A 19,516-nucleotide genomic window follows, 5' to 3' on the forward strand; every position below is an offset into this window, starting at 1 on the left:
GGCGTTGTTGGTTCTGACTCACATCATTTCCTGGATGCGGGCGCGGAACTCCGCGTCATATTGAGCCAGCTGCGCAATCTGGTTGTAAGTCTTCAACTCCAGACCGCTTTCTTTTACGGCTTGGACCATTTCCTGCTGGGCGTTGCGTTGTACTTTGATGGCTTCCTCAGGCTTGTCTCTGTTGGCCATGAGCTTGTCAGAGTATTTCTGCTGTATTTCACCCATTTGCTGCTGCGCATCGGCAAAGGCTTCCAGATCCTTTTCTGAAAACTCGGATGCTTTGGGTAACTCAGGCGTTTGCATTGGTGTTTGCTGTGGGCTCGGGGTGCCCTGCGAGTTCGGGGTGGCGGGTTGCTGTGCATCGGCCTGGACTGCAAAGGTGGCTGATAGCAGTAAGGCAGAGAGCGTAGTCATGGTTTTGTTCATCATACATCTCCAGTCAGGGCTCCCGGTAGGGAGCATTTATCCGGCGGTATGAAATTGCCACCGGATCCTAAACGCTACGACCATAACGAGAGCACAAGTTCCTGTGGAAATGTAAACGAATCGTGAGGGGTGAACCGCTTCTCGCTCAGGCAAATAGAATTGCACACAGGTAACACTTTCCGGCTTTTCATTACAGGGAGTCACAGGTTCAATGGAGTTTGCAGCAGGAGAGGCTGCCAGAGCCCTGATAACAACCACAATGACAGGAGTGCAGGATGCAGATTTCATTGAAGATGAAGAGCGTCGCAGGAGTGATATCGGCGCTGATTTTGCCCGGCGCAGTTCAGGCGGAAACCTATCTGGGGGCCCAGGCCAACATGATGCGCATAGATCGGGGCGCGGTAAGTGACGCAGAGCTGACCGGTCTGACGCTGCGGGCAGGCATGGTGTTTCATGAGCTTGTCAGCGGGGAAGTGCGGTTGGGCAAGGCTCCGGACGAAGATACCTATCGCGGGATTACGGTGGAAAATGATGTCTACTATGGTGTCTACGCAAGGCTGACCCCCCCCGTCCCGTGGGCGGTGGCCCCTTATCTGGTTGGAGGCTACAGCTATGTCGAGAACGAATTTGATGATGAAATGGTGCGTGATGACGGCGCTGGCTTCGGCGGGGGCGTTGATATGGGCGTTAGCGATTCCATGACAGTCAATTTGGAATACCTTCGTCTTATTGATAATGATTTTGGAAAACAAGAGCTTATGGGACTAGGGGTCAGCTATTTCTTCTAGTCTGCGGGTGCGGGGTCTACTTCTTTCGGCTTCGCACCATATTCTTCTTCAGCATAAAACTATCACTATTTATTCCTTTATAATCTTCGCGCACCCCCTATCATGACCACTCGCCAACAGGATTATGAGGTTTAGCGAATCATGGGAAGTGCACAGCTGATCACACGTTTCGGGGACAATACTGCCGGACTGTCCAAAGACGCCCTGGCAGAGCTGAACCGTGTATACCGTCCGCTGAGCTTTGCCGAGCGCATACGTCGTGTCTATGAAGATTTTGCCCCTGAGCGAATCATGGTGACGTCTTCTTTTGCGGCGACCTCAGCGTACTTCCTGCACATCATCTCCACTATTCGCCCGCAGCAGCCGATCCATTTCATTGATACCGGTTACCATTTCGGGGAAACAATGGAGTACAAGGATTATTTGGTTGATCGGTTTGGGTTGAGTGTCATTGATGTCAAACCGGACCCGGACCACCACCAGGTTTCATTGGAAAACCGCATGTGGGAGACCGATCCTGATCTGTGCTGTCAGGTGAACAAGGTTAATCCGCTGGAAGAAGCCAAGGAAAACTATGACTTGTGGATTTCCAGCCTGATGGGCTGGACCACCGAGCATCGCTCCGGCCTGGAAATTTTTGAAGAGCGTCGAGGGATGATCAAGTTCAACCCGATGATCGACGTGACCAAGGAGCAACGCGACGATTACATCCGCGAGCATGACCTGCCGTTTCATCCTCTGGTGGAAGAAGGCTATGAGTCCATCGGTTGCAGCCACTGTACCTTCAAGGGCGAAGGCCGCGACGGTCGCTGGAAGGGCAACAACAAGACCGAATGTGGTATCCACCTTTAAGGTTGCATGCTGTTGCAGACAACGGGCGCCAAAGGCGCCCGTTTCTTTGAGTGGAGGCATTTGTCCTGTCGAGCGCTCGCACAATCTTGCGCAATCCCCGCCTATCGTCCGTTTCCTCGCTATGGGCAATGGGAAAACAGACAATCGAACAAACACAGGGTGCGAAGGGAAAAGCGAGCCAGTCCCTGTATTTTTGTAGCCGGGTCACGGTAAGCTTGTCGCTTGATTCTGTTCGTTGGGGTGTTTTTTGGATAACGAGTCCATCGTTTACGGTTGCATCAAGCATTTGCCGTTTGGCTCTTTACAGGAGCGCAAGGCCAGCTGCTTTCACAACCGTCGTGCCATACGCCAGTTACCCCAGGCGGACGAGTGGCCCTTCCTCTGCCGTGAGATGTTTTCTGTGCCGGGTGATGATCTGATGGGGGGGACGTTTCAGACCCAGGTGATTCACTTTGGCATGTCGTACCGTGCAGTGGAATATGAATGGGAGCACTGGGTCGCCAAATTCGAATCTCTGCTCAAAAACATGTATTGGGTCAATGCCGTCGTGCATCTGGAGACCGAACTTTCCGGCTTCCACACCTTCGTCTGGGACAGCGCCGACGTTTACCATGAGCCCTCAGACATGCCCTTGAGGGTGAGGTGTGAGTGGGCGCGTGAGGGGGCGATTTCTTGAGTTAACAGTGAATAGTTAACAGCGTCGCGAAAGCGACCTGGGGTTGATCACCGTACGAGGCCGCGCTCAGATTCTGGGCGCGGCCTCGTACGTTCAAAAACTAAAAAAGTTGCTCGCGCAACTGTTCAGTATTCACTGTTAATCGTTAACTGCCTCATCCGCCTGCTCCTTCCCCATCACTCCCACACTCTCTGTAGCCTCATCAAACACCACAAACGCTTCGCCCCGCTTGAGTTGCTGGCGGACCTGTTCGACTTTGGTGGCGGTGAGGATTTCGGTGTCACCGTAGTCGGTGCCGTCACGGGTGACGAATTCCTCGATCAGGTTGTCGAGGGTGGCGGCGGGAATGTCTTTCCAGGGGACAATAATGGGCATAAAAATCAATGAACAGTTAATAGTGAATAGCTAACACCAAAACCGAGGGGGGTTGGTATGCACCTTGAAGATTACCCCCTCGAACGTGCAACTAGATCACCAGCAATTGAATTCCGGTGCCGATAATGACAATCCAGCTGGTCACAATGCCGAGTTGGCGAGGGGGGTTGGCACTGCTTCTGGGTACCAGCATGCCGTAGGCATACAGCAGGCGGCCACCAAGTAACAGCGCGCCATAGATATGCAGTGCAGTATCGCCGCCGCCGTTGATTTCCAGAAGGGCCATCAGCAGCAAGGCGAGTGGCACATATTCCATGGTGTTGCCGTGGGCGCGAATGGCTCGATTCACATCCTTGTGCCCGCCATCACCCAGCGATACTTTTTTGCCCAGGCGAAAACGCACCACGTTGGCGGCCAGGGCGATGACAAGAAAGCCGCACAATGCGGCGTAGATGGCGGTGATTGGCAAGCTGACAAGGTTCATGGTGTCCATCCTGATTGTTTTTTACGTTTGCGCACAATAAACCGTTCTGGTGCGAGGGCGTCAACCAGTTGTTGATCAACGGGCAAAGGATGTTTGCAGATCAGATCGGCAATCAGGTCGGCGCACAAGGGGGTGCCGGTAATCCCGCGGCTGCCATGGGCCAGATTCAAGTAGAGGCCAGTGGCAGGGCGGTGGGGATTCTCGGTGGCAACGGGCAGAGGGCCGCAAAGGGGCAGGAAATCCAGGCTTTGGCACCGAAATGCCACGCGCCGGTCCACGATGTTGATTTGTTGGCCACCCAGCTCCAGCCAAAGCCGTGGGAGATAGCGTTCAAGCTGTGCCAGATTGGCCTGATCATCCTTCTCACTGGTTACAGGCGAATCATTGTGAAGATCAAAGGTGGCGCCAACACAGTGCAGGTCATCCAGCGCGGGCGTCAGGTAGCCGCCATGGCATTGCGCCTGCTGCCAGAGGCGCGAAGCCTCGGTGGCCTGGCAGTAACTCACCTGTCCCCGAATCAGTTTAAGTGGTAGCCACTGCAGGCCGGGCAGGGTCGTGGTATTTGCCGCAGTGCACAGCACAATGGCATCAGCGTGTCGGGATTGTCCGTTGTCCAGTGTCACTGTGGCGGGTTGGCCTTCGTGTACAGCGGTGACGCTAATTTTTTCGATTCGAATGTTGTCATGATCCAGCAGGTGCTGACACCATCGTGCGGGGCGAAGATAGCCGCCTCCGACCAGTTCGGCTGCGTGTTCTCCCTGCGCAATGAGCAAGGAGGAAGGCCAGGCGCCTGTCTCTAACGCCTGGGTCAGTTTCTCCTGTTGTTTGTCATCCACGTAGTGCTGCACGACACCGTTAAGTTGTCCGTCACTCTTGTCGCGGGGAAAGGCCTGGCGCGCTAACCAGCGTAAGGCGTGGCTGTAACTTTGCTGATAGAAGCGGTTTTGCGGCGTCAGGTGGGCACTTGGGGTGCTGTAGACCACCCCCGCCAGATTCCCGGAAGCATGCTGTGCAATGCCGTCAGGATCCATGACCGTGACCTTGCAGCCCCGTTCTGCCAGAGCGCGGGCGGTGGTGGCACCGGCGAGCCCTGCACCGACGACGATGACACTGGGTGAGTCTGCTGGACAGGAGGCAGGAGACCCGTGAGGAATTTCCCCGGTTAACATATGCCGCTTGTGCCCAAAGCCCTTGTTTTTATTCATCACGAAGCCACTTTCTTGCAAGCCTCGGCGGACAAAACCTGCTGCAGTAAAAGTGGCCAGCGTTGTCCCTGGGCGGCTGAGTCTGGCCATTTCGGCGAACAGGGCCGGTTGCCACATATCGGGGTTGCAAGCGGGGGCGAACCCGTCCAGAAACCAGGCATCAACGGGATGCTGAAAGAGTGACCAGCACTGTTCTGCTTCTCCATAAAGCAGTGTCAGGCTGATCCTTGGGTGAAGCTTGAGTCGATGTTGACCTGGCGTCGCGGGAGGATATTCCGTTAGCAAGGCGTTGGCGAGGGAGGCCAATTCCGGCCAGTGCGCCAGCGCCGTGCGCATATCCTTCAGGGTCAACGGGTGTTTTTCTACGGATACCAGGTGCAGGTGTGCCTGCGGGGGGGCGGTCTGCAGGAAGCATTGCGCTGCCAGCAGGCAGTTAAGGCCTGTACCAAAACCGGTTTCCCCCACCACGAACAGCTGACCGGACGACAGCGTCGAGAAGCGTTCCGGCAAACGGTTGCCGTTGAGAAATACATAGCGGCTCTCGGCGATTCCATCCTGCCGGGAAAAATAGGGATCATCATAGTCCCTGGCGACAGGGATATCGCCTTGCCAGTCGAGATCGGCAGGGAGAATCGGGGCAAAAATGGTTGTTGTCATGTAAGCCAGAAGCCCAAAAGCAGGAGACGTCGATACCCCGCTAGTGTAGCGCAGTCGTAAATGGCTTGCCTGCGTGACGACGCAGCGAGGGTGTTGTTCTTACCCCTCGTCAGACTTGGGGTTGGGCTGTGCTGCCCGGAATTCAGCCAGTGCCCGTTTGGTTTGTTGCAGCAACCAACGGGTATTTTGCTTATAGCTGGCGTTGTTAATCCGGATAAAGACATTCTCTTCGCGGGTAATCAGGAGAGCCTGGCTTTGGACGGGTTTGCCTGGCTCCACCCAGCGCATCTGGACTTGTGCGGACGGTGCCCCTTCAAGATCAACAAGGTTTTCGCTGACAATCGTCAGTGCATTGGCTGGGTTGCTCAGCGCCCGCTGAACCCTGCGTTGACGGATCTCGCTGTAGAAGCTGGCAACAGAGCGATTCAGGTCCATTTCCTGCCAGCCCGCAGGCAGGGTACTGAGAATCACGTAGAGCGATTCTTGGGTTTCCGGGTGCTGATATCGCAATGTTCTGGCCTGGGCGGAACTGATCTCGCCGCTGAAGGTCATTTCTGCAATGCTGTCAGGGTAGTGAAAGTGCGCCAGATCCGCAGGTTCAGAGGCCAGGCTCTGCGGAAGATTGGGTTTGCTGTCTGCTCCGGTGTTCAGCTTGTTGAGCCTTTGTGCGTGCAGAGAATTGCTGTCAGAGCCTGCCGATTGCGTCGCGCAGCCTTGGCCCAGCAGCATTGATAACAGCAGAGAGGCGGCAACAGCGACAAAGCCTGGGCGGTGTATTGTTGTTTTCATTGGCACGGTCATCTTTTACACAGTGATCAATGTCGAGAGGTTAGCATAATACCGTCGGGGACAACGGAACGCGGTAGCAACGTTTTATACCGGCGAGGGTGGGGATCGACTACGCCCCTCTCTCAAGGTCGGGCGTGCGGGTAAATTCATGCACTCCCTGTATCTTTCAGGACGAATTGATGGAAAGACCATCACAAGGTGGATTGCAGAGCGGGCAGGCGGTTGCCATGTTGGTGGCGCTTATTTCTGTTCCGTTTGTGATCGCTGTATTCATGCTGGTACAGCAACGATTGTTGGTGCTGAAGACCCACAGTATGGCTTCCGATGACCTGTCCCTTTTTCAGGAAGGACTGGTGGCACTCGATCCTCTCAGCGATATGCGCGATCTTGCTGCCGTGACGATACATACCCAGCACCAGGAAGTGCTCTCTCGTTACAATCTCAGTCAGGCTCGTGCGGAAAGTCGATTGCAGGCGTTCCTGCGTCATGCGAGGTCTCGGGATGTGTCGGGATTGAATGAGCAAGCAGAATTACTCGGTGATGCCTGGCAGACCCTTACCGTTAAAACGGGTATCCCTCTGGAAGACGTTGTTGGGCCGTACGATAATGTGAATCAGGTGAACGAGAGGTTGAGCAATGCGTTGTCGACTTTGCTTTTCGTCTCGGAACTGTCCAATAGTCAGGGACTTGGCCCAAATGAAATCCTGTCCCTTCCTCTCGGGTCCTTTCGGGTGGCCAGGGAAAATATTGGCCTGATTCGTGCGTTGGCATTGTATGTCAGCTTCCGGGGCGGGTATCTGGGCGATAATGATGCCCGGCGTCTGGAGAATGCCTGGCAGCAATTACGCGATCAGATCACGATTATTGACAGTGAAGTCAAGGCGTTGGTTGCTCGCACAGGTGCTGTTCGGTTGCAACAACAGTGGCATCTGATTCAGTCGCAAGTTGAGAACTATCTTGGCTGGGTTGAGGAGGCAATGATTCTCGCTCCCAGGGTGGAGCTTGAGTGGGAAGATGCTTACGACCGGGGGCATCGGACCATGCAATCGCTGTCCGGCTTGTCGGAAATGCTGCTTCAACTTGCGGACCGACTCAACCAGGCCAATCTTGATCAGCAGCTGCGTCGAAATACCCTGCAAATTGCAGCAGCCCTGCTTCTTTATGCGATGCTTCTCGGGCTTGCTCTTATGTTGTATCGCTACAATTCCAGGGCGATTCGCGCCCGAGCAGAAAATCGGGCGAAGGACCAGTTCCTCGCTCGCATGAGTCATGAAATTCGTACTCCTCTTAATGGCGTGATCGGACTGGCTGAGCTGCTCAGAGAGACAGACCCTTCCCCCCGGCAACAGGAATATATCGGGCTGATCGACACCGCAGGCCGAACCCTGAATACGCTGCTGAACGATGTGCTGGATTACTCCAAGATTGAGGCTGGCAAGCTCGAGCTGGTTGCGGAATCCTTCGATTTGCCCTCCCTGCTGGTCGAGTGTGCCGAGATGTTCAATCTACAAGCGAGTGACAATGACACGATTGTCTTGCTGGATGTGGATGACCGGTGTCCCTCCGTGGTGCAGGGAGATGCAATCCGGTTGCGGCAAGTGCTGATCAATTTGCTGGGTAATGCCGTAAAATTTACTCGGCGAGGCAGGGTGGTTTTGACTCTTGCCTGCCGTCAAAGTGCAACAGAGGCGCCACTGCTTACCTTTGCCGTGACTGATACGGGCATTGGCCTCAGTCAGGAAGAGCAGTCCCGGTTGTTTCAGCGTTTTTCCCAGGCCTCTCCCGATACCGCACGGCACTACGGCGGAACGGGGCTGGGGTTGTCGATCAGTCGTGAATTGGTGTCCCTGATGGGGGGGGAAATCAACGTCAAGAGTGCGCCAGGGCAGGGCTCGAGATTCAGCTTTTCAATCCAGTTACCTGTTGAGCAGGAGGCTGTGCCCCTGGCTCACTCGGCGGCACCCTCGGCGTGGTTATGGGACGTTCAGGGAAATCTGAACAGTTGGTTGGATAACGACCCTCGATTCGCAGCGGTCCAGTCTCTGGAGGGGCTGTTCAGGTCGACATCGACGATGCCTGCAGCCGTTCTGTTGATCAATGGCCTGCCTCCGGAGGCGACGCTCACTGAACAACTGACCAGAGCATCTGAGCAGTGCCCCGGGATCCAGGTGGTGTTGCTTGTGGGGATGCGTCATGAAAAACCGCGGGGCTTGCCCGCGAGTGTCACTCTGTTGCGCCGTTCGGTATTGACGACCCATGAGCTCCTGATGCTGTTCAGTGGGGTCTCGATGTCAATTCCGCCTGTTCTGACGCGTAGGCAGGTTCCTGATCACGCTGCAGAATTGCGAGTGTTGGTGGCTGAAGACAATCCGGTCAATCAGATGGTGACACAGGGTTATCTTGAACGCTTGGGGGTTCGCCATATTCAGGTCTCGGCGGATGGCGCTCTGGCATTGGACGCTTACCGGGCTGCGCTAGGCGAGTTTGATCTGGTCTTAATGGATCTGGACATGCCTGTTATGGACGGGTTTCAGTGTGCCCGTCAAATTCGTGATCTGGAGCGGCAGGAAGATTGGTCCCCTTGTCTGATTCTTGCGCTCAGTGCCCATGCGGTGGCGGAGCAAGCCGGGGCGATTCGCGATGCGGGTATGTCCGGACAACTGATTAAACCGCTGTCTCTGTCGGCATTACAGCGTGCCCTGTCGGAGTTTCTGGGTATGGCCCCATAAGTTGTGATCCGCGTCCAGGAACTGACCATTACGAATCAGGGGAGGAGGACAACCAGCAAGTCCTGGATCGATTCCGGTAATGCGGGAGACAAGGCTGCTGCGCTAAACAGCAGGACCAGCATGGCGGTCAGCGGCATAGGCGGGAGCTGCCGTGTGAGCAGATGTTTGAGACTACAGCTCGTAGCCAGTAGCAGACCGCTGTAGAACAGAGCCATACCCAGTAACTGCAGACGAATGTCTGTCACCAGCAAGATGCCGCTGCCACTCAGAATCAGGGCAATGAGAGGATAAAGAGGAGTAAAGATGGTGCGCTGAGTCGGGGCAGGGACGGTTTGGCTGGTCATACGGCTGGCTTCCTGACATTGACGGACTTGAGACCTTTTCTCTTCACTTGCCAGCCCTAGCAAGGGGTGTGCCGGGTTGTCTCCAAGGCTGGCCGGCACAGGGTAGTGGCCCAAAATGACAGAATTGTGACTGGGTGATACGAATAAAGGACTGCTTTGTCATACAATTTAAACCTTTTTATAGGTTAATGGTTACCACTGGTAACTATTTGTTCGTATAATTCGTTCATTCTTTCATCGTGGTTCGAGGGATCCCACATGCGTACGTTGATGGTGTTGTTGCTGGCTACTGTTGCATCCGTGTCTCAAGCCCAGCTGGCGTCAGACAGTGCCAGCCGTCTTTGTCAGGCCGCCAGTCAAGAGAGCGCCTACGGCGCACTGGTTGACGAAATGATTGAAAGTGGTGAAGTGGCGCTGACCGCGGGGGCCGAGCTGCTGTCCGTCTCCTGCGCTGAAGGTGGCACTGTACTTGGACAGATGGTCAACGGTATGCACGCCGAGAACCTTGAGTATGCGGTCATTGATATGGGCTTGAGCCTGTCTGGAACCACGGTAAGTCTGGATGGTCAAGAGCTGCCCCTTGGTGAAGCGATGGCTCGTCTTGGTCAGCGGGGGAGTGGAGAAACCCGCGAGTTTGTTAACGCGTATCTGGACGATCTGGCTGACGAAGACTTCAACCCGAATCTGCGTTTGAGCCTGAAATAATTTTCCTCGTGTTTTCTGCATTCACTTAGCCCGGCATTGCCGGGCTTTTTTATGGCCGTTGCCGGGAGCTGGCTGTTGTCGAGCTTGCCTGGCTGCGCAGGCCCGCCGAGATCACCCTGGTTTAACACCGATCTTGAACAGGCAGGGGTTGCTGGGCCGGGGTTTCTGGAGTCATGCCCCCTCAACAGTTCGAGGTCTGGCAGCTATAATTGCGTCCTTGACCTTTATTCAGGATCGCTATGTCAGATCTGCAGGATCGTATTTACGCCACGGAACATGACCAGGTAGCCCGGTTTTCGTTCGATGAAACCGTCGTAAAGGTGTTTCCCGATATGATCCGGCGGTCGGTGCCCGGCTATCCGACCATGATTGACATGATCGGGGTGCTGGCGGCGCGCTACGCTCAGGCGGGAACCTGTCTGTACGACCTTGGCAGTTCACTGGGGGCTGCGACGGCGGCCATGGCGGCATTGACCCGGGATGCCGGGGTGCCGATTGTCGCGGTGGATAATTCCCCGGCCATGATTGAGCAGGCGAGTGTGTTGTTGCGAGAGGCGGGCCTGGCCGACCGCGTCACGTTGACCGAGGCCGATGTCACATCCCTGATGTTTGAACCCTGCTCCATGGCGGTGCTCAACTTTACCCTGCAGTTTATTCCGTTGGCACAACGAGATGATTTGATTCGACGCCTGGCTGAGGCAACGGTTCCAGGCGGAATCCTGGTATTGTCCGAGAAAATCCGATTCGACGATCCGCGAGAGGACGCCCTGCAGATCGAACTGCACCATGCTTTTAAACGGAATAATGGCTATTCGGATCTGGAAATCAGCCAGAAGCGTAACGCGCTGGAAAACGTGTTAATACCGGAAACGCTTGCGGATCACCAAGCGAGACTCAAGCAGGCCGGTTATCGCGAGACCCATGTCTGGTTCCGTTGCTTTAACTTCATGTCCCTGTTGGCGGTGCGTTGATGCTTGAACAGTATCTCGATGACTGTGAAACGGCTCTGAATGGAACCTTCCCACCGTCGACATTACAGGTCTTGCTGGAGCTCACGCGTCACCGGTTGATTGACAAGCCGCATGGCGATCTGGCGCGCTGGATGGCCGCATTGCAGGCCTTGCCAGCCGGGCCCGCCCTGCACCAGCTGGGGAGTGATACCGTGCAGCTCGGGACGTCGGGTGGCCACCCTCAGGAAGCGGTCAAAGCCGCGCTGGAAGGGCTGATGCCGTGGCGCAAGGGGCCGTTCAACTTTTTCGGAGTGCAGGTGGACACCGAGTGGCGCTCTGACTGGAAATGGCAACGGGTTGCGCCCCATCTCTCGCCCCTGGCTGGACGCCGTGTACTGGATGTTGGATGTGGAAGTGGCTATCACTGCTGGCGTATGGCTGCAGAGGGAGCGTGCCAGGTGGTTGGTATCGATCCGACGATCCTGTTTCTGGTCCAGTATCTGGCAGTGAAGCGATATGCGCCTGAAATGCCGGTCTGGTTTCTTCCTCTGCGAATGGAAGAGTTGCCCGCCGAACAGAAAAATTTCGACACGGTGTTCTCCATGGGGGTGTTGTATCACCGCCGCTCACCGCTGGATCACATTCTGGAGCTCAAAGGCGCGCTTGTTGCAGGGGGCGAACTGGTGCTGGAAACGCTTGTGGTAGAGGGGGATGAGCGAACGGTGCTGATGCCCGAAGATCGTTATGCTGTGATGCGTAATGTTTTTTTTCTGCCCTCCGTAGCGATGCTGAAGCTCTGGCTGGAGCGATGCGGTTTTACTGATGTACGTTGTGTTGATGAAGCGGTGACCACAGTAGATGAGCAACATTCTACTCAGTGGATGCGTTTTCAGTCCTTACCGGATTTCCTCGACCCGCATGATTCCTCTCGCACCCTTGAAGGGTACCCTGCGCCCCGGCGAGCGGTATTACTGGCACGCAAGCCGTGATGGATTGCGGGTAGAAAGCTCCAGTAGCCGATCTACAAGAATCATTCGGTCTTGCTCTTCCATGGCCGATAGTGCAGGCATGAGGGTATCAATAAATGCCGCTGTACTGCTGCCCTGCTGCTGTTGGAGTAGCTCTTCCACGATATTGTGCTCGCCGGGATGGCCTGCCTCCCTGGCGAGGAGTGTCTGGGTTTGTGGTGACAGAAGAATGTGGTTGTGCATGCCTGGCTGGCGCAGCAGTTTGACTGCGTCGTTGATCAGGCGATTGGCAGTGATGTGTTTGTTGTCCACGGAAGTGTGAACGCCAACCCGCAGAGGCACCTCGATCTGGAATTCATCCACCTGGAGAGGCTTCTCGAACTGAGACATTAACCGTTCGGCCAGAGCGTTTGCCCCAGTGGCAGGCGTGGCAGGGAGAACGGCAAGCATGATGCTGCCAGTACTGTAACGCACCAGAATGTCTTCGCAGCGTTTATGCGTATTGAGCACGCGTCCGATATGCTGCGTAACTGTCTGGGTTCGCTCGTGGCCAATTTCGGCGGCCAGTGCTGCGACTTCCGACATTTCGATGGCGAGCAGGCTTATCGGCTGTTGATGCCGGCGGCAAAGAGAGAGGGCTTGTCGTATGGCCTGTTGACTATGACTTTGCTGGCTTTTTGTTTTTGTCGCGACAGTCATTGGCACCTTTACACCTCAGGGTAAGATGCGCTCCTTCGCTTTGTGTCGGAATGCGCCGGCGTCCTGCCGACGGGGTTTTACTCTAGTCCCTTCACTGTGGGTTGGCATGAGGTGCATACTTTATTTAACAACAATGCCGGCCTTTGTTACGCACTATGGCGTGGCAACGGCTAGGGTGTTCAAAATTCAACCGAGGTCAGGACCATGTCCATTTTCTGGATGTTCGCCACTGCCATTAGCAGTTCATTGATCACATTGATTGTGGTTGCGTTTTGGGGGCACTTCTATTTTCAGCCGCGACTGCGGAACAACCTTCAACAGGAACTCGATGAGCAAGTGGAAAACGCTGCGCAGGTGATTTCCGAGAGGGTAGAAGAGGGGGTTCGACGGGGATTGGTAGAAGGTGTACGGAATTTGCCTTCCCGTGAGGTGCTGGAGGGTGCGAGTCGGAGCCTGGCCCGTACCGGTGCGGAACTGGTCAGTGAGCGTTTGGGGCAAATTTTTGGCAGTCCCCGCAAGGACCGCAGTTAGGAAAAGTAAGGCTAAGCTGCGCGCTGTTAGCGTTTACCTGGTACGAGCCGTGCGATCAGGCAGGCGATGCCGAGGCTAAGCATGGCTAGCGACAGCGTATCCTGCTGCAATGCATGCCAACTGGTTTCCCACAGTCCTGCGGTTTTCAATACGGAGAAAAGGATCAGCAACATGCCGGTGAGGCTGAAGAACTGGTCCAGCCGGCGCGCGCGTTTAAGATCGCCGCGCAGTTGTTGTAACTCCTCGAGAATATCTTCCTGTAATAGTTGCTGGCGGGCGACCTGCTCTGCCAGCTGACCCACTTCGGCTGGAAGGCTGGCGAGCTTCTCAAGCCAAACCGGATCTTCGCGGCGTAGCAGGCCAAGCAGCTCCTTGAGACGGACATGATCGTCCAGCCAGTTACGAATTAGTGGCCAGAGGCTAAAGGTTTCGATCAGATCATTCAGGCGAGCAAGATGCTCGTCACTGGCATTGATTCTTATTGCAGATTGTTCGCTCAGGGGGTCGCGGGCAAACACCCAGTGAACCAGTGCGCCCAAGGGGGCCCGTACGCGAACGTCCACCGCCCCTTCATAATCGGTCAGCAGCTCCACACCGTCTTCATAGATCAGGACATAGAGTACCCACAGTGGCCGCTCGGCACGTACCCGCACAACCGTGCCGTGCAGGGCGGCAAGTTTGTCGCGACCGGCCTGGGTGCCAGTGAGTGCCTGATTGAGTGCACTTTCCAGTCCGCCAAGCACAACAAGCTGGGGAAAACTACCACTTTGAGGCATAAACGACGGCGCTTCCTGTCCTTTGATGGTGCATGAATGGCTTATTCGCGCCCACCTGGTTTCTAAAAATTACGTTATCTTGCTTATATTTGGTGAGTCAGCTCCCTATACTATGCACTTTAATAAATAAACAACATTGACTTTATTGACCGGGATGACCGAAAGCGGGATCTGTTTGCCTTGGCGTGCTGTGTGTACAGTACAGTGGCCCTTGGAGGGGAGTAGTTTTTAAATGCTGGAATCGTTGCTTTCGTACCCGGATTTCTGGAAGTACGTCAGTATCCCGTTTATTGCCGGTGCGGTAGGTTGGACCACCAACTGGATGGCCGTACAGATGACGTTTTATCCCCTGGAGTTTCTGGGGATACGCCCCTTTTTCGGTTGGCAGGGAATCATCCCGTCGAAAGTGGAGAAAATGGCGGGCATCGTCGTTGACAAGGCGCTGTCGAAGCTCGGCAGTCTGGATGAATTCTTCCGGGAAATGGAACCAGAGAAGATCTCTGCCCACCTCACCCGCACAATCCAGTCGCGCATCGAAGAATACACCGATGAGGTAATGACCGAGCGCAATGCCGTTTTGTGGGAAAATCTCCCATTGCTGGTGCGCAAGCGAGTCTACAGCCGAGCCCGCCGCGCGATCCCTGCGGTCATGGATAATGTCGTGGATGACATCAGCCGCAATCTGGATAGTCTGGTGGATATGAAGCACATGGTTGTCACTCAGATGAGCGAGGACAAGCAGCTTATGGTGCAGATGTTCCGCGAGGTGGGTGACCCGGAATTCCGTTTTGTGACCAATTCCGGTCTGTATTTCGGTTTCCTGTTTGGTTTGATTCAGGTCCCCGTGTTTATCCTCATGCCCAGTAACTGGGTGTTGCCGGTTTTTGGTTTCATTGTTGGTATTGCAACTAACTGGCTGGCCCTAAACCTGATTTTCCGTCCTCTCAACCCTGTCAAGGTCGGCCCTTTTCGTGTGCAGGGGCTGTTCCTGAAACGCCAGAAAGATGTAGCCGAGTCCTTTGCCCGACTGTCTACCGAAGAAGTCATTACTCTGCGCAATATCATGTATCAGGTGGTTAATGGTCCGCGAGGGGATCGCACCAAAGCCTTGATCAAGCGTCATTTGAAGCCCCTCCTCAATGGTGGCGTTGTCCGTACGGCAGCACAGCTGACCGTCGGACCGGAAGGGTATGCTGATCTGAAAAAAGCGGTTGAAGAAAAGGCAGTGGATCTCGCCGTTGAGCCGTTTGAAGACCAGGGCTTTAACCGCGAGCGCGGTGCGATCGTAGAAAAGATTATGTCTGAACGGATGCAGGCTCTGAGCTCCGGGGAATTTCAGGACTTGCTTCGCCCGGCCTTCCAGGAAGATGAGTGGATCCTGATTGTGGTCGGCGGTTTCCTCGGTGCGATGGCTGGGGTTTTCCAGCTGGTGTTTATGTTCGGGGTTTCCTAGTGTCTACGCTGCAGATTGACGTCACCACTCTGGGATGGCTTTTGTTTGCAGCCGCGGCTACATCTTCCTTGCTGACCTTGTCGATTCTGTGGTTGGTCGGGCACTTTATTCTCGGCCCGAGAATTGAGCGTAAAATTGATCGGCGCCTTGAAGAGGGCGCTGATCGTCTTGAAGAGCGTTTACGAAAACGTTTTGTTGACCTGCTTACCGGTCGTTCCCGGGAAGTGATCCGTGACCGTGCCATGGATTTGGCGCGGGGTGTGGGGCTTATTGGTGGTCGCCGGGCGGGACGGGACGACGATGATGAAGCACAAAAGTAACACAAACGGCTAAAATGTAGGCTCTTGTTTCTGTCGTGAATGATTGTCCGACAGGAATTTGCCACTCCTCAGTGTCATCCTCATATACTTCTTCCGCGTTGACGATGTTGTGTGTTGTTTTCCCGCTGCATTCGCTCGTGGAATTGCCTTCGGGAGTTAGGACCATGTCCGATAATCAGAACGATAAAGATGGGCGGAAAAGCCCGTTGAAGGCCCTTACCGGGGCATCTAGAGATATTCGCAAGTATACCCACCAGATCTGGCTGGCCGGTCTGGGTGCTTTTGCTCGTGCAGAAGAAGAGGGGAGTGGTTTTTTCGACGCTTTGGTAGAAGCAGGGCGTGAAGTGGAAAAGCAGACCAAGGACAAGACTGAGTCCCGGGTTGAAGAGATCAAGGAACGGGTTCGTCATCACACCGGCGAAACCATGGAAAAAATGGAAAAGGCCTTCGATGATCGTTTGAACAAGGCGTTGTCCCGTTTGGGCTTGCCTAACAAGCATGAAGTGGAAGAGCTGGAAAAACGGGTGCAAGAGCTCACCAGGGCACTGGATGACGCTGAGGAGAAGGCACCGGTTAAGCGTCAGTCGCGTAAAAAACAGACCGACTGAGCCCAAACAGTGTTGTAGCGCACACCGCTAACCCCTTAGTGGTGTCTTTTCACGGGTACCCCCCTCGGGTACCCGTTTTTTTTGCGGGTTTCATCGCGGATTTGAGGGAGAAGCCCGGTAGCTTGCGGTAGCAGCGCCGCGAGCGACGCTCCTGCGGGATGGTTTTTGCTGCAGCGTTAACCGAGCGCCTTCCCCCCCCCTGGTGCGCCAGCGAGTGGCTCCCTTGGCTTCTCCTGTCTCTCTGGGCGCCCTGTCTTTTGCCTTGAAAACCTCGCCTATTCGTTGCCGGGGATGTTCGCCTCGCCTTGTGTGGAGGATCACGACTATGACATGGCCCGCTTTATGCATAGGCAATGATAGGTGTCACGCATGGTAACGTTGTGCCGCCCCAATTTTGTTCACAGGATGTTGTCAATGCAAAAATTCTGCATTTGAATGTGACGATGCTGTGAAATACGCTTTAGAAATTGCACAAGTTGATGATAAATAAGGGTTTATTTGGTCTGGTTAAAAAATAGCCATGTCGTTAAAGCTAAGGAAGTTTGCCGCTTTCTTTCTGTTATGACAGGGATATCAACAGTGTTATCCACAGAACCTGTGGAAAACGGCGCGGTCGGGATTCGGCATTAGGGAGCGGCTGTGAATATCCTGTCTTTATCTGTGGAATTGTGATCGGTTTTACACAAGCTGATCGCGGTGAGTCCGTTGCGGCCGTCACTCGTTTGTCATCTATAGTCGGTTAGAAAATGCACGCTAAGTTATTGAAACTGAATTGCCTTTTGAAAGGGGTAAATTTTCGGCAATTTGGCGAAATGGCCGTTATGACTGGCCTGCGAGAGGTTTTCTGCAGCTTTTCCACATTCTTATCCACAGCTTTTGTGCATTTCTTCCAGGCCATTTCTGTCTGGACCGGAAAAACAGGATAAGTCAATGCTATTTTTCGTGGCCAAAAACTGCTCAAGATGCTGAAGCCCTTTAAATACGGGCGATGTAGAAGGTTATCCGTTTATCCTTAACAGTGTTATCCACAGCAGTCGTGGATAGTTTGCTGCCTGTGGGTAGCTCGTAGAGGATAGGGGCGGGTTAGCGTTTCGTCTGGAGACGCCTCCAAACAGAAAAAGGCGCCGCAAGGGCGCCTTTTCTGTCGCTGTGCTTCGCTGTTTTGCCTCAGAAGCGGTATTCGCCGCTGTCGATACCTTTCTGGGTTTCAGCATCAAGCTGCTGGTAGCAGTCTTCCTTGGGCAGCAGCGCGTAGACCGCGTTGTCCTGCTGACTCAGGTCGTATTTCTGCTCTTTCAGCTTGTTCTTCTGGTGCTTGAAGGTGCCTGTGGTTTCCATGGCCTGCTCGTTGATGCGCAGGAACACCGGGATGGCATAGGCGGGCAGTTCACGTTTCAGGTAGGCGCACAGGCCTTTGAAATCGAACTCGCCATGCGGACAGTTCAAGCGTACCTGTGCCATACCCGCGCGGCCATTGGTGTTGGGAATTTCCACTCCGTACACCACGGACTCCTGGATGCCGTCGAAACCATCAAGAATCTGTTCCACTTCGGTGGTAGAAACGTTCTCACCTTTCCAGCGGAAGGTGTCACCCAGGCGGTCAACGAACTGGGCGTGTCGGAAACCGATGTCACGCATCATATCGCCAGTGTTGAACCAGGCATCCCCTTTCTTGAAAACGTCGCGGAAGATGGATTTCTCGGTCTTTTCCGGGTCTGTATAGCCGTCGAAGGGAGTCTTGTCGGTAATCTCGCCGAGCATCAGGCCGGATTCACCCTTGCCGACCTTGATCATGTTGCCGTTCTTGTCACGAACCGGCTCATCGCGTTCCTTGTCGTATTTGACGATGGCGTAGCTCACCGGAGAGAAGCCCACGGTGTTATCGAAATTGAATACGTTGGTGAACGCCACGTTGCCTTCGGAAGAGGCATACAGTTCGATAACGCGCTCGATACCAAAGCGTTGTTTGAAATCCTTCCAGATACTCGGTCGCAACCCATTGCCGACAATGGTGTGAATCTGGTTGTCCCGGTCGTTGGGTTTTTCCGGCTGTTCATGCAGGTAGCGGCACAGCTCGCCCACGTAACCAAAGGCGGTGCAGTTATGACGACGGATATCGTCCCAGAAACCGCTTGCAGAGAACTTGCGGGCAATGACAAGGCTGCCTGCATGGGCAATAGCCGAGGCCCAACAAATCACCATGCCGGTCGCATGATAGAACGGCAGTGTGGTGTAGATACGGTCATCTTTGGTGAGACGCACGGCAGAGAAACCGAAGCCGCCGTAGGCCTTTTCCCAGCGGCCGTGGTTGAACACTACTGCCTTGGGCAGACCGGTTGTGCCGGAAGTGTAGATATAGAACAGGGGGTCACGCAGGAAGGTCTGACGGCTGGATGCAGGATTCTCGCTGGAGCAATCCTTGATCTCGGTGGCCAGGTTCTTGTATCCGGCGGGTGCTTCGCCGGGGTTTTCCAGGGTGTCCTGATCCGCAAAGAAGAAGAAGTTGTCTTTCAGGTCCAGCTCACCGCGTACCTCTTCCACGGTCTCCACCAGCTCGGCGCCCACGATGGCAGCCTTGGGTTTCACCAGATTGAAAGAATGGATCAGTACCTTGCCGCGCTGGGAGGTATTGATCAGTGCGGCGCAGACGCCCAATTTGGCACAGGCCACCACGGACGCGAGCAGCTCGGGGCGGTTTTCCACGTTTACCGCGACCGTGTCGCCTTTTTTCAGGCCAATGGAGGCCAGGTAGTCGGCGATCCGGTTGGCCCAGGCGTTGAACTGTTTATAGGTCAGCTCGGTGTCCTGGTAGATAACCGCGGCGCCATTAGGGTTCTTGCTGGTGGCTTCCTCGATGGCGACACCCAGGCCCAAGGGCTTTTTGGTGTCGGTGATCTTGGCCATCTTTGAGCCTTTGATCATGGCGGGAAGATTGGAGACCAGCTCGGGAACCTTGGAGAGAATCTGGGGCAACGTAATAATGTCTGCGCTGCTCATGGGAGCTCCATTGTCTGTGTTCTAGGGAGGTCCGAAAGGCGTTTCGGGATGCATCTATACGGGCCAGAAAGCTGGCGTATGGCGCGCATCTTCTTATCCGGTAACGTCTCGGCCGGGACCTGGAATTGGCAAGCGGGCGCTTACCTTAACCGTAGCACCAGGGCAGGGCAAGCGCCGTGCCTGC

At 54.8% G+C, this 19,516-nt stretch carries 20 protein-coding genes; 11 read left to right on the forward strand and 9 right to left on the reverse strand.

The genetic code is table 11. The features are described 5' to 3' along the window. Window positions 1-18: 18 nt before the first annotated feature. Window positions 19-429, reverse strand: a complete 411-nt coding sequence (locus D4A39_RS01795) for a DUF4168 domain-containing protein (RefSeq protein ID WP_233552383.1) — start codon at window positions 427-429, stop codon at window positions 19-21. A gap of 272 nt (window positions 430-701) precedes the next feature. Between D4A39_RS01795 and D4A39_RS01800 the strand changes: the two genes are divergently transcribed. The 3 genes from D4A39_RS01800 (at window position 702) to D4A39_RS01810 (ending at window position 2,742) form a co-directional block, all read left to right on the forward strand. Further along, a complete protein-coding gene (locus D4A39_RS01800; RefSeq protein WP_022984513.1) occupies window positions 702-1,214 on the forward strand; it encodes an outer membrane beta-barrel protein in 513 nt (170 codons plus the stop codon). Window positions 1,215-1,355: 141 nt separating this feature from the next. Beyond that, complete coding sequence (locus D4A39_RS01805) at window positions 1,356-2,066, forward strand: phosphoadenylyl-sulfate reductase (protein WP_022984514.1); 711 nt, start codon at window positions 1,356-1,358, stop codon at window positions 2,064-2,066. A 247-nt stretch (window positions 2,067-2,313) separates the two neighbouring features. Further along, a complete protein-coding gene (locus D4A39_RS01810) occupies window positions 2,314-2,742 on the forward strand; it encodes a hypothetical protein (protein ID WP_031226071.1) in 429 nt (142 codons plus the stop codon). Between the two features lie 138 nt (window positions 2,743-2,880). Here D4A39_RS01810 and D4A39_RS01815 read toward each other — a convergent pair whose 3' ends face one another. The 4 genes from D4A39_RS01815 to D4A39_RS01830 form a co-directional block, all read right to left on the reverse strand. Then, window positions 2,881-3,117 carry a YheU family protein gene (locus D4A39_RS01815; protein ID WP_119917388.1) on the reverse strand — a complete coding sequence of 79 codons (237 nt, stop codon included), beginning with the start codon at window positions 3,115-3,117 and terminating at the stop codon, window positions 2,881-2,883. 91 nt (window positions 3,118-3,208) lie between these two features. Then, entirely contained in the window at window positions 3,209-3,601 is a 393-nt protein-coding gene (locus D4A39_RS01820) for an MAPEG family protein (protein ID WP_022984517.1), read from the reverse strand. Next, window positions 3,598-5,463: a bifunctional tRNA (5-methylaminomethyl-2-thiouridine)(34)-methyltransferase MnmC2/FAD-dependent 5-carboxymethylaminomethyl-2-thiouridine(34) oxidoreductase MnmC1 gene (gene mnmC, locus D4A39_RS01825; RefSeq protein ID WP_119917389.1), complete on the reverse strand. Its 1,866-nt coding sequence runs from the start codon at window positions 5,461-5,463 to the stop codon at window positions 3,598-3,600. The genes D4A39_RS01820 and mnmC overlap by 4 nt, the downstream gene beginning before the upstream one ends. A 99-nt stretch (window positions 5,464-5,562) precedes the next feature. Next, on the reverse strand, window positions 5,563-6,252 hold the full coding sequence (locus D4A39_RS01830) for a hypothetical protein (protein WP_233552384.1): 690 nt from the start codon (window positions 6,250-6,252) through the stop codon (window positions 5,563-5,565). A gap of 179 nt (window positions 6,253-6,431) precedes the next feature. Between D4A39_RS01830 and D4A39_RS01835 the strand changes: the two genes are divergently transcribed. Beyond that, window positions 6,432-8,981, forward strand: coding sequence for a hybrid sensor histidine kinase/response regulator (locus tag D4A39_RS01835; RefSeq protein WP_233552385.1), 2,550 nt, complete (start codon window positions 6,432-6,434; stop codon window positions 8,979-8,981). Between the two features lie 35 nt (window positions 8,982-9,016). Here D4A39_RS01835 and D4A39_RS01840 read toward each other — a convergent pair whose 3' ends face one another. Then, window positions 9,017-9,325, reverse strand: a complete 309-nt coding sequence (locus D4A39_RS01840) for a hypothetical protein (protein ID WP_119917392.1) — start codon at window positions 9,323-9,325, stop codon at window positions 9,017-9,019. A 258-nt stretch (window positions 9,326-9,583) separates the two neighbouring features. On the opposite strand from D4A39_RS01840, the gene D4A39_RS01845 reads away from it, so the two are divergent. The 3 genes from D4A39_RS01845 to cmoB all read left to right on the forward strand — a co-directional run bounded on the left by D4A39_RS01845 (window position 9,584) and on the right by cmoB (window position 11,969). Beyond that, a complete protein-coding gene (locus tag D4A39_RS01845) occupies window positions 9,584-10,030 on the forward strand; it encodes a hypothetical protein (protein WP_022984522.1) in 447 nt (148 codons plus the stop codon). Window positions 10,031-10,269: 239 nt separating this feature from the next. Next, entirely contained in the window at window positions 10,270-11,001 is a 732-nt protein-coding gene (cmoA, locus tag D4A39_RS01850; RefSeq protein ID WP_022984523.1) for a carboxy-S-adenosyl-L-methionine synthase CmoA, read from the forward strand. Then, complete coding sequence (cmoB, locus tag D4A39_RS01855; RefSeq protein WP_119917393.1) at window positions 11,001-11,969, forward strand: tRNA 5-methoxyuridine(34)/uridine 5-oxyacetic acid(34) synthase CmoB; 969 nt, start codon at window positions 11,001-11,003, stop codon at window positions 11,967-11,969. Before cmoA ends, cmoB begins: the two co-directional genes overlap by 1 nt. Here the strand turns inward: cmoB and D4A39_RS01860 are convergent. After that, window positions 11,949-12,647, reverse strand: a complete 699-nt coding sequence (locus tag D4A39_RS01860; RefSeq protein ID WP_022984525.1) for a diguanylate cyclase domain-containing protein — start codon at window positions 12,645-12,647, stop codon at window positions 11,949-11,951. The genes cmoB and D4A39_RS01860 overlap by 21 nt on opposite strands. Before the next feature lie 204 nt (window positions 12,648-12,851). Here D4A39_RS01860 and D4A39_RS01865 point away from each other — a divergent pair, with 204 nt between their 5' ends. Then, window positions 12,852-13,178, forward strand: coding sequence for a hypothetical protein (locus tag D4A39_RS01865; RefSeq protein WP_022984526.1), 327 nt, complete (start codon window positions 12,852-12,854; stop codon window positions 13,176-13,178). A 26-nt stretch (window positions 13,179-13,204) separates the two neighbouring features. Here the strand turns inward: D4A39_RS01865 and D4A39_RS01870 are convergent, their stop codons facing one another. Beyond that, window positions 13,205-13,954, reverse strand: a complete 750-nt coding sequence (locus D4A39_RS01870) for an SCP2 sterol-binding domain-containing protein (protein WP_022984527.1) — start codon at window positions 13,952-13,954, stop codon at window positions 13,205-13,207. A gap of 232 nt (window positions 13,955-14,186) precedes the next feature. Between D4A39_RS01870 and D4A39_RS01875 the strand changes: the two genes are divergently transcribed. From D4A39_RS01875 to D4A39_RS01885, 3 genes are all read left to right on the forward strand, one after another. Continuing rightward, window positions 14,187-15,407 carry a DUF445 domain-containing protein gene (locus D4A39_RS01875; protein ID WP_022984528.1) on the forward strand — a complete coding sequence of 407 codons (1,221 nt, stop codon included), beginning with the start codon at window positions 14,187-14,189 and terminating at the stop codon, window positions 15,405-15,407. Further along, window positions 15,407-15,727, forward strand: coding sequence for a hypothetical protein (locus D4A39_RS01880; protein ID WP_022984529.1), 321 nt, complete (start codon window positions 15,407-15,409; stop codon window positions 15,725-15,727). Before D4A39_RS01875 ends, D4A39_RS01880 begins: the two co-directional genes overlap by 1 nt. Before the next feature lie 164 nt (window positions 15,728-15,891). Continuing rightward, window positions 15,892-16,335 (forward strand): phasin family protein, encoded by a 444-nt coding sequence (locus D4A39_RS01885; protein WP_022984530.1) that lies wholly within the window; start codon window positions 15,892-15,894, stop codon window positions 16,333-16,335. Between the two features lie 1,167 nt (window positions 16,336-17,502). On the opposite strand, the gene D4A39_RS01890 is transcribed toward D4A39_RS01885, so the two are convergent. Further along, a complete protein-coding gene (locus D4A39_RS01890) occupies window positions 17,503-19,332 on the reverse strand; it encodes a long-chain-acyl-CoA synthetase (protein ID WP_022984531.1) in 1,830 nt (609 codons plus the stop codon). Window positions 19,333-19,516: the final 184 nt, after the last annotated feature.

Source organism: Alcanivorax profundi, from assembly GCF_003597125.1.
In the GTDB taxonomy this organism is placed as follows: Bacteria; Pseudomonadota; Gammaproteobacteria; order Pseudomonadales; family Alcanivoracaceae; genus Alcanivorax; species Alcanivorax profundi.

Coding starts and splice junctions, on each gene's coding strand:
- D4A39_RS01890 (WP_022984531.1), bottom strand. CDS start 19,332: ATGAGCAGCGCAGACATTATTACGTTGCCCCAGATTCTCTCCAAGGTT.
- D4A39_RS01800 (WP_022984513.1), top strand. CDS start 702: ATGCAGATTTCATTGAAGATGAAGAGCGTCGCAGGAGTGATATCGGCG.
- D4A39_RS01860 (WP_022984525.1), bottom strand. CDS start 12,647: ATGACTGTCGCGACAAAAACAAAAAGCCAGCAAAGTCATAGTCAACAG.
- D4A39_RS01875 (WP_022984528.1), top strand. CDS start 14,187: ATGCTGGAATCGTTGCTTTCGTACCCGGATTTCTGGAAGTACGTCAGT.
- D4A39_RS01815 (WP_119917388.1), bottom strand. CDS start 3,117: ATGCCCATTATTGTCCCCTGGAAAGACATTCCCGCCGCCACCCTCGAC.
- D4A39_RS01845 (WP_022984522.1), top strand. CDS start 9,584: ATGCGTACGTTGATGGTGTTGTTGCTGGCTACTGTTGCATCCGTGTCT.
- D4A39_RS01885 (WP_022984530.1), top strand. CDS start 15,892: ATGTCCGATAATCAGAACGATAAAGATGGGCGGAAAAGCCCGTTGAAG.
- D4A39_RS01870 (WP_022984527.1), bottom strand. CDS start 13,954: ATGCCTCAAAGTGGTAGTTTTCCCCAGCTTGTTGTGCTTGGCGGACTG.
- cmoA (WP_022984523.1), top strand. CDS start 10,270: ATGTCAGATCTGCAGGATCGTATTTACGCCACGGAACATGACCAGGTA.
- D4A39_RS01805 (WP_022984514.1), top strand. CDS start 1,356: ATGGGAAGTGCACAGCTGATCACACGTTTCGGGGACAATACTGCCGGA.
- D4A39_RS01795 (WP_233552383.1), bottom strand. CDS start 429: ATGATGAACAAAACCATGACTACGCTCTCTGCCTTACTGCTATCAGCC.
- D4A39_RS01820 (WP_022984517.1), bottom strand. CDS start 3,601: ATGAACCTTGTCAGCTTGCCAATCACCGCCATCTACGCCGCATTGTGC.
- D4A39_RS01840 (WP_119917392.1), bottom strand. CDS start 9,325: ATGACCAGCCAAACCGTCCCTGCCCCGACTCAGCGCACCATCTTTACT.
- D4A39_RS01835 (WP_233552385.1), top strand. CDS start 6,432: ATGGAAAGACCATCACAAGGTGGATTGCAGAGCGGGCAGGCGGTTGCC.
- D4A39_RS01830 (WP_233552384.1), bottom strand. CDS start 6,252: ATGAAAACAACAATACACCGCCCAGGCTTTGTCGCTGTTGCCGCCTCT.
- cmoB (WP_119917393.1), top strand. CDS start 11,001: ATGCTTGAACAGTATCTCGATGACTGTGAAACGGCTCTGAATGGAACC.
- D4A39_RS01865 (WP_022984526.1), top strand. CDS start 12,852: ATGTCCATTTTCTGGATGTTCGCCACTGCCATTAGCAGTTCATTGATC.
- mnmC (WP_119917389.1), bottom strand. CDS start 5,463: ATGACAACAACCATTTTTGCCCCGATTCTCCCTGCCGATCTCGACTGG.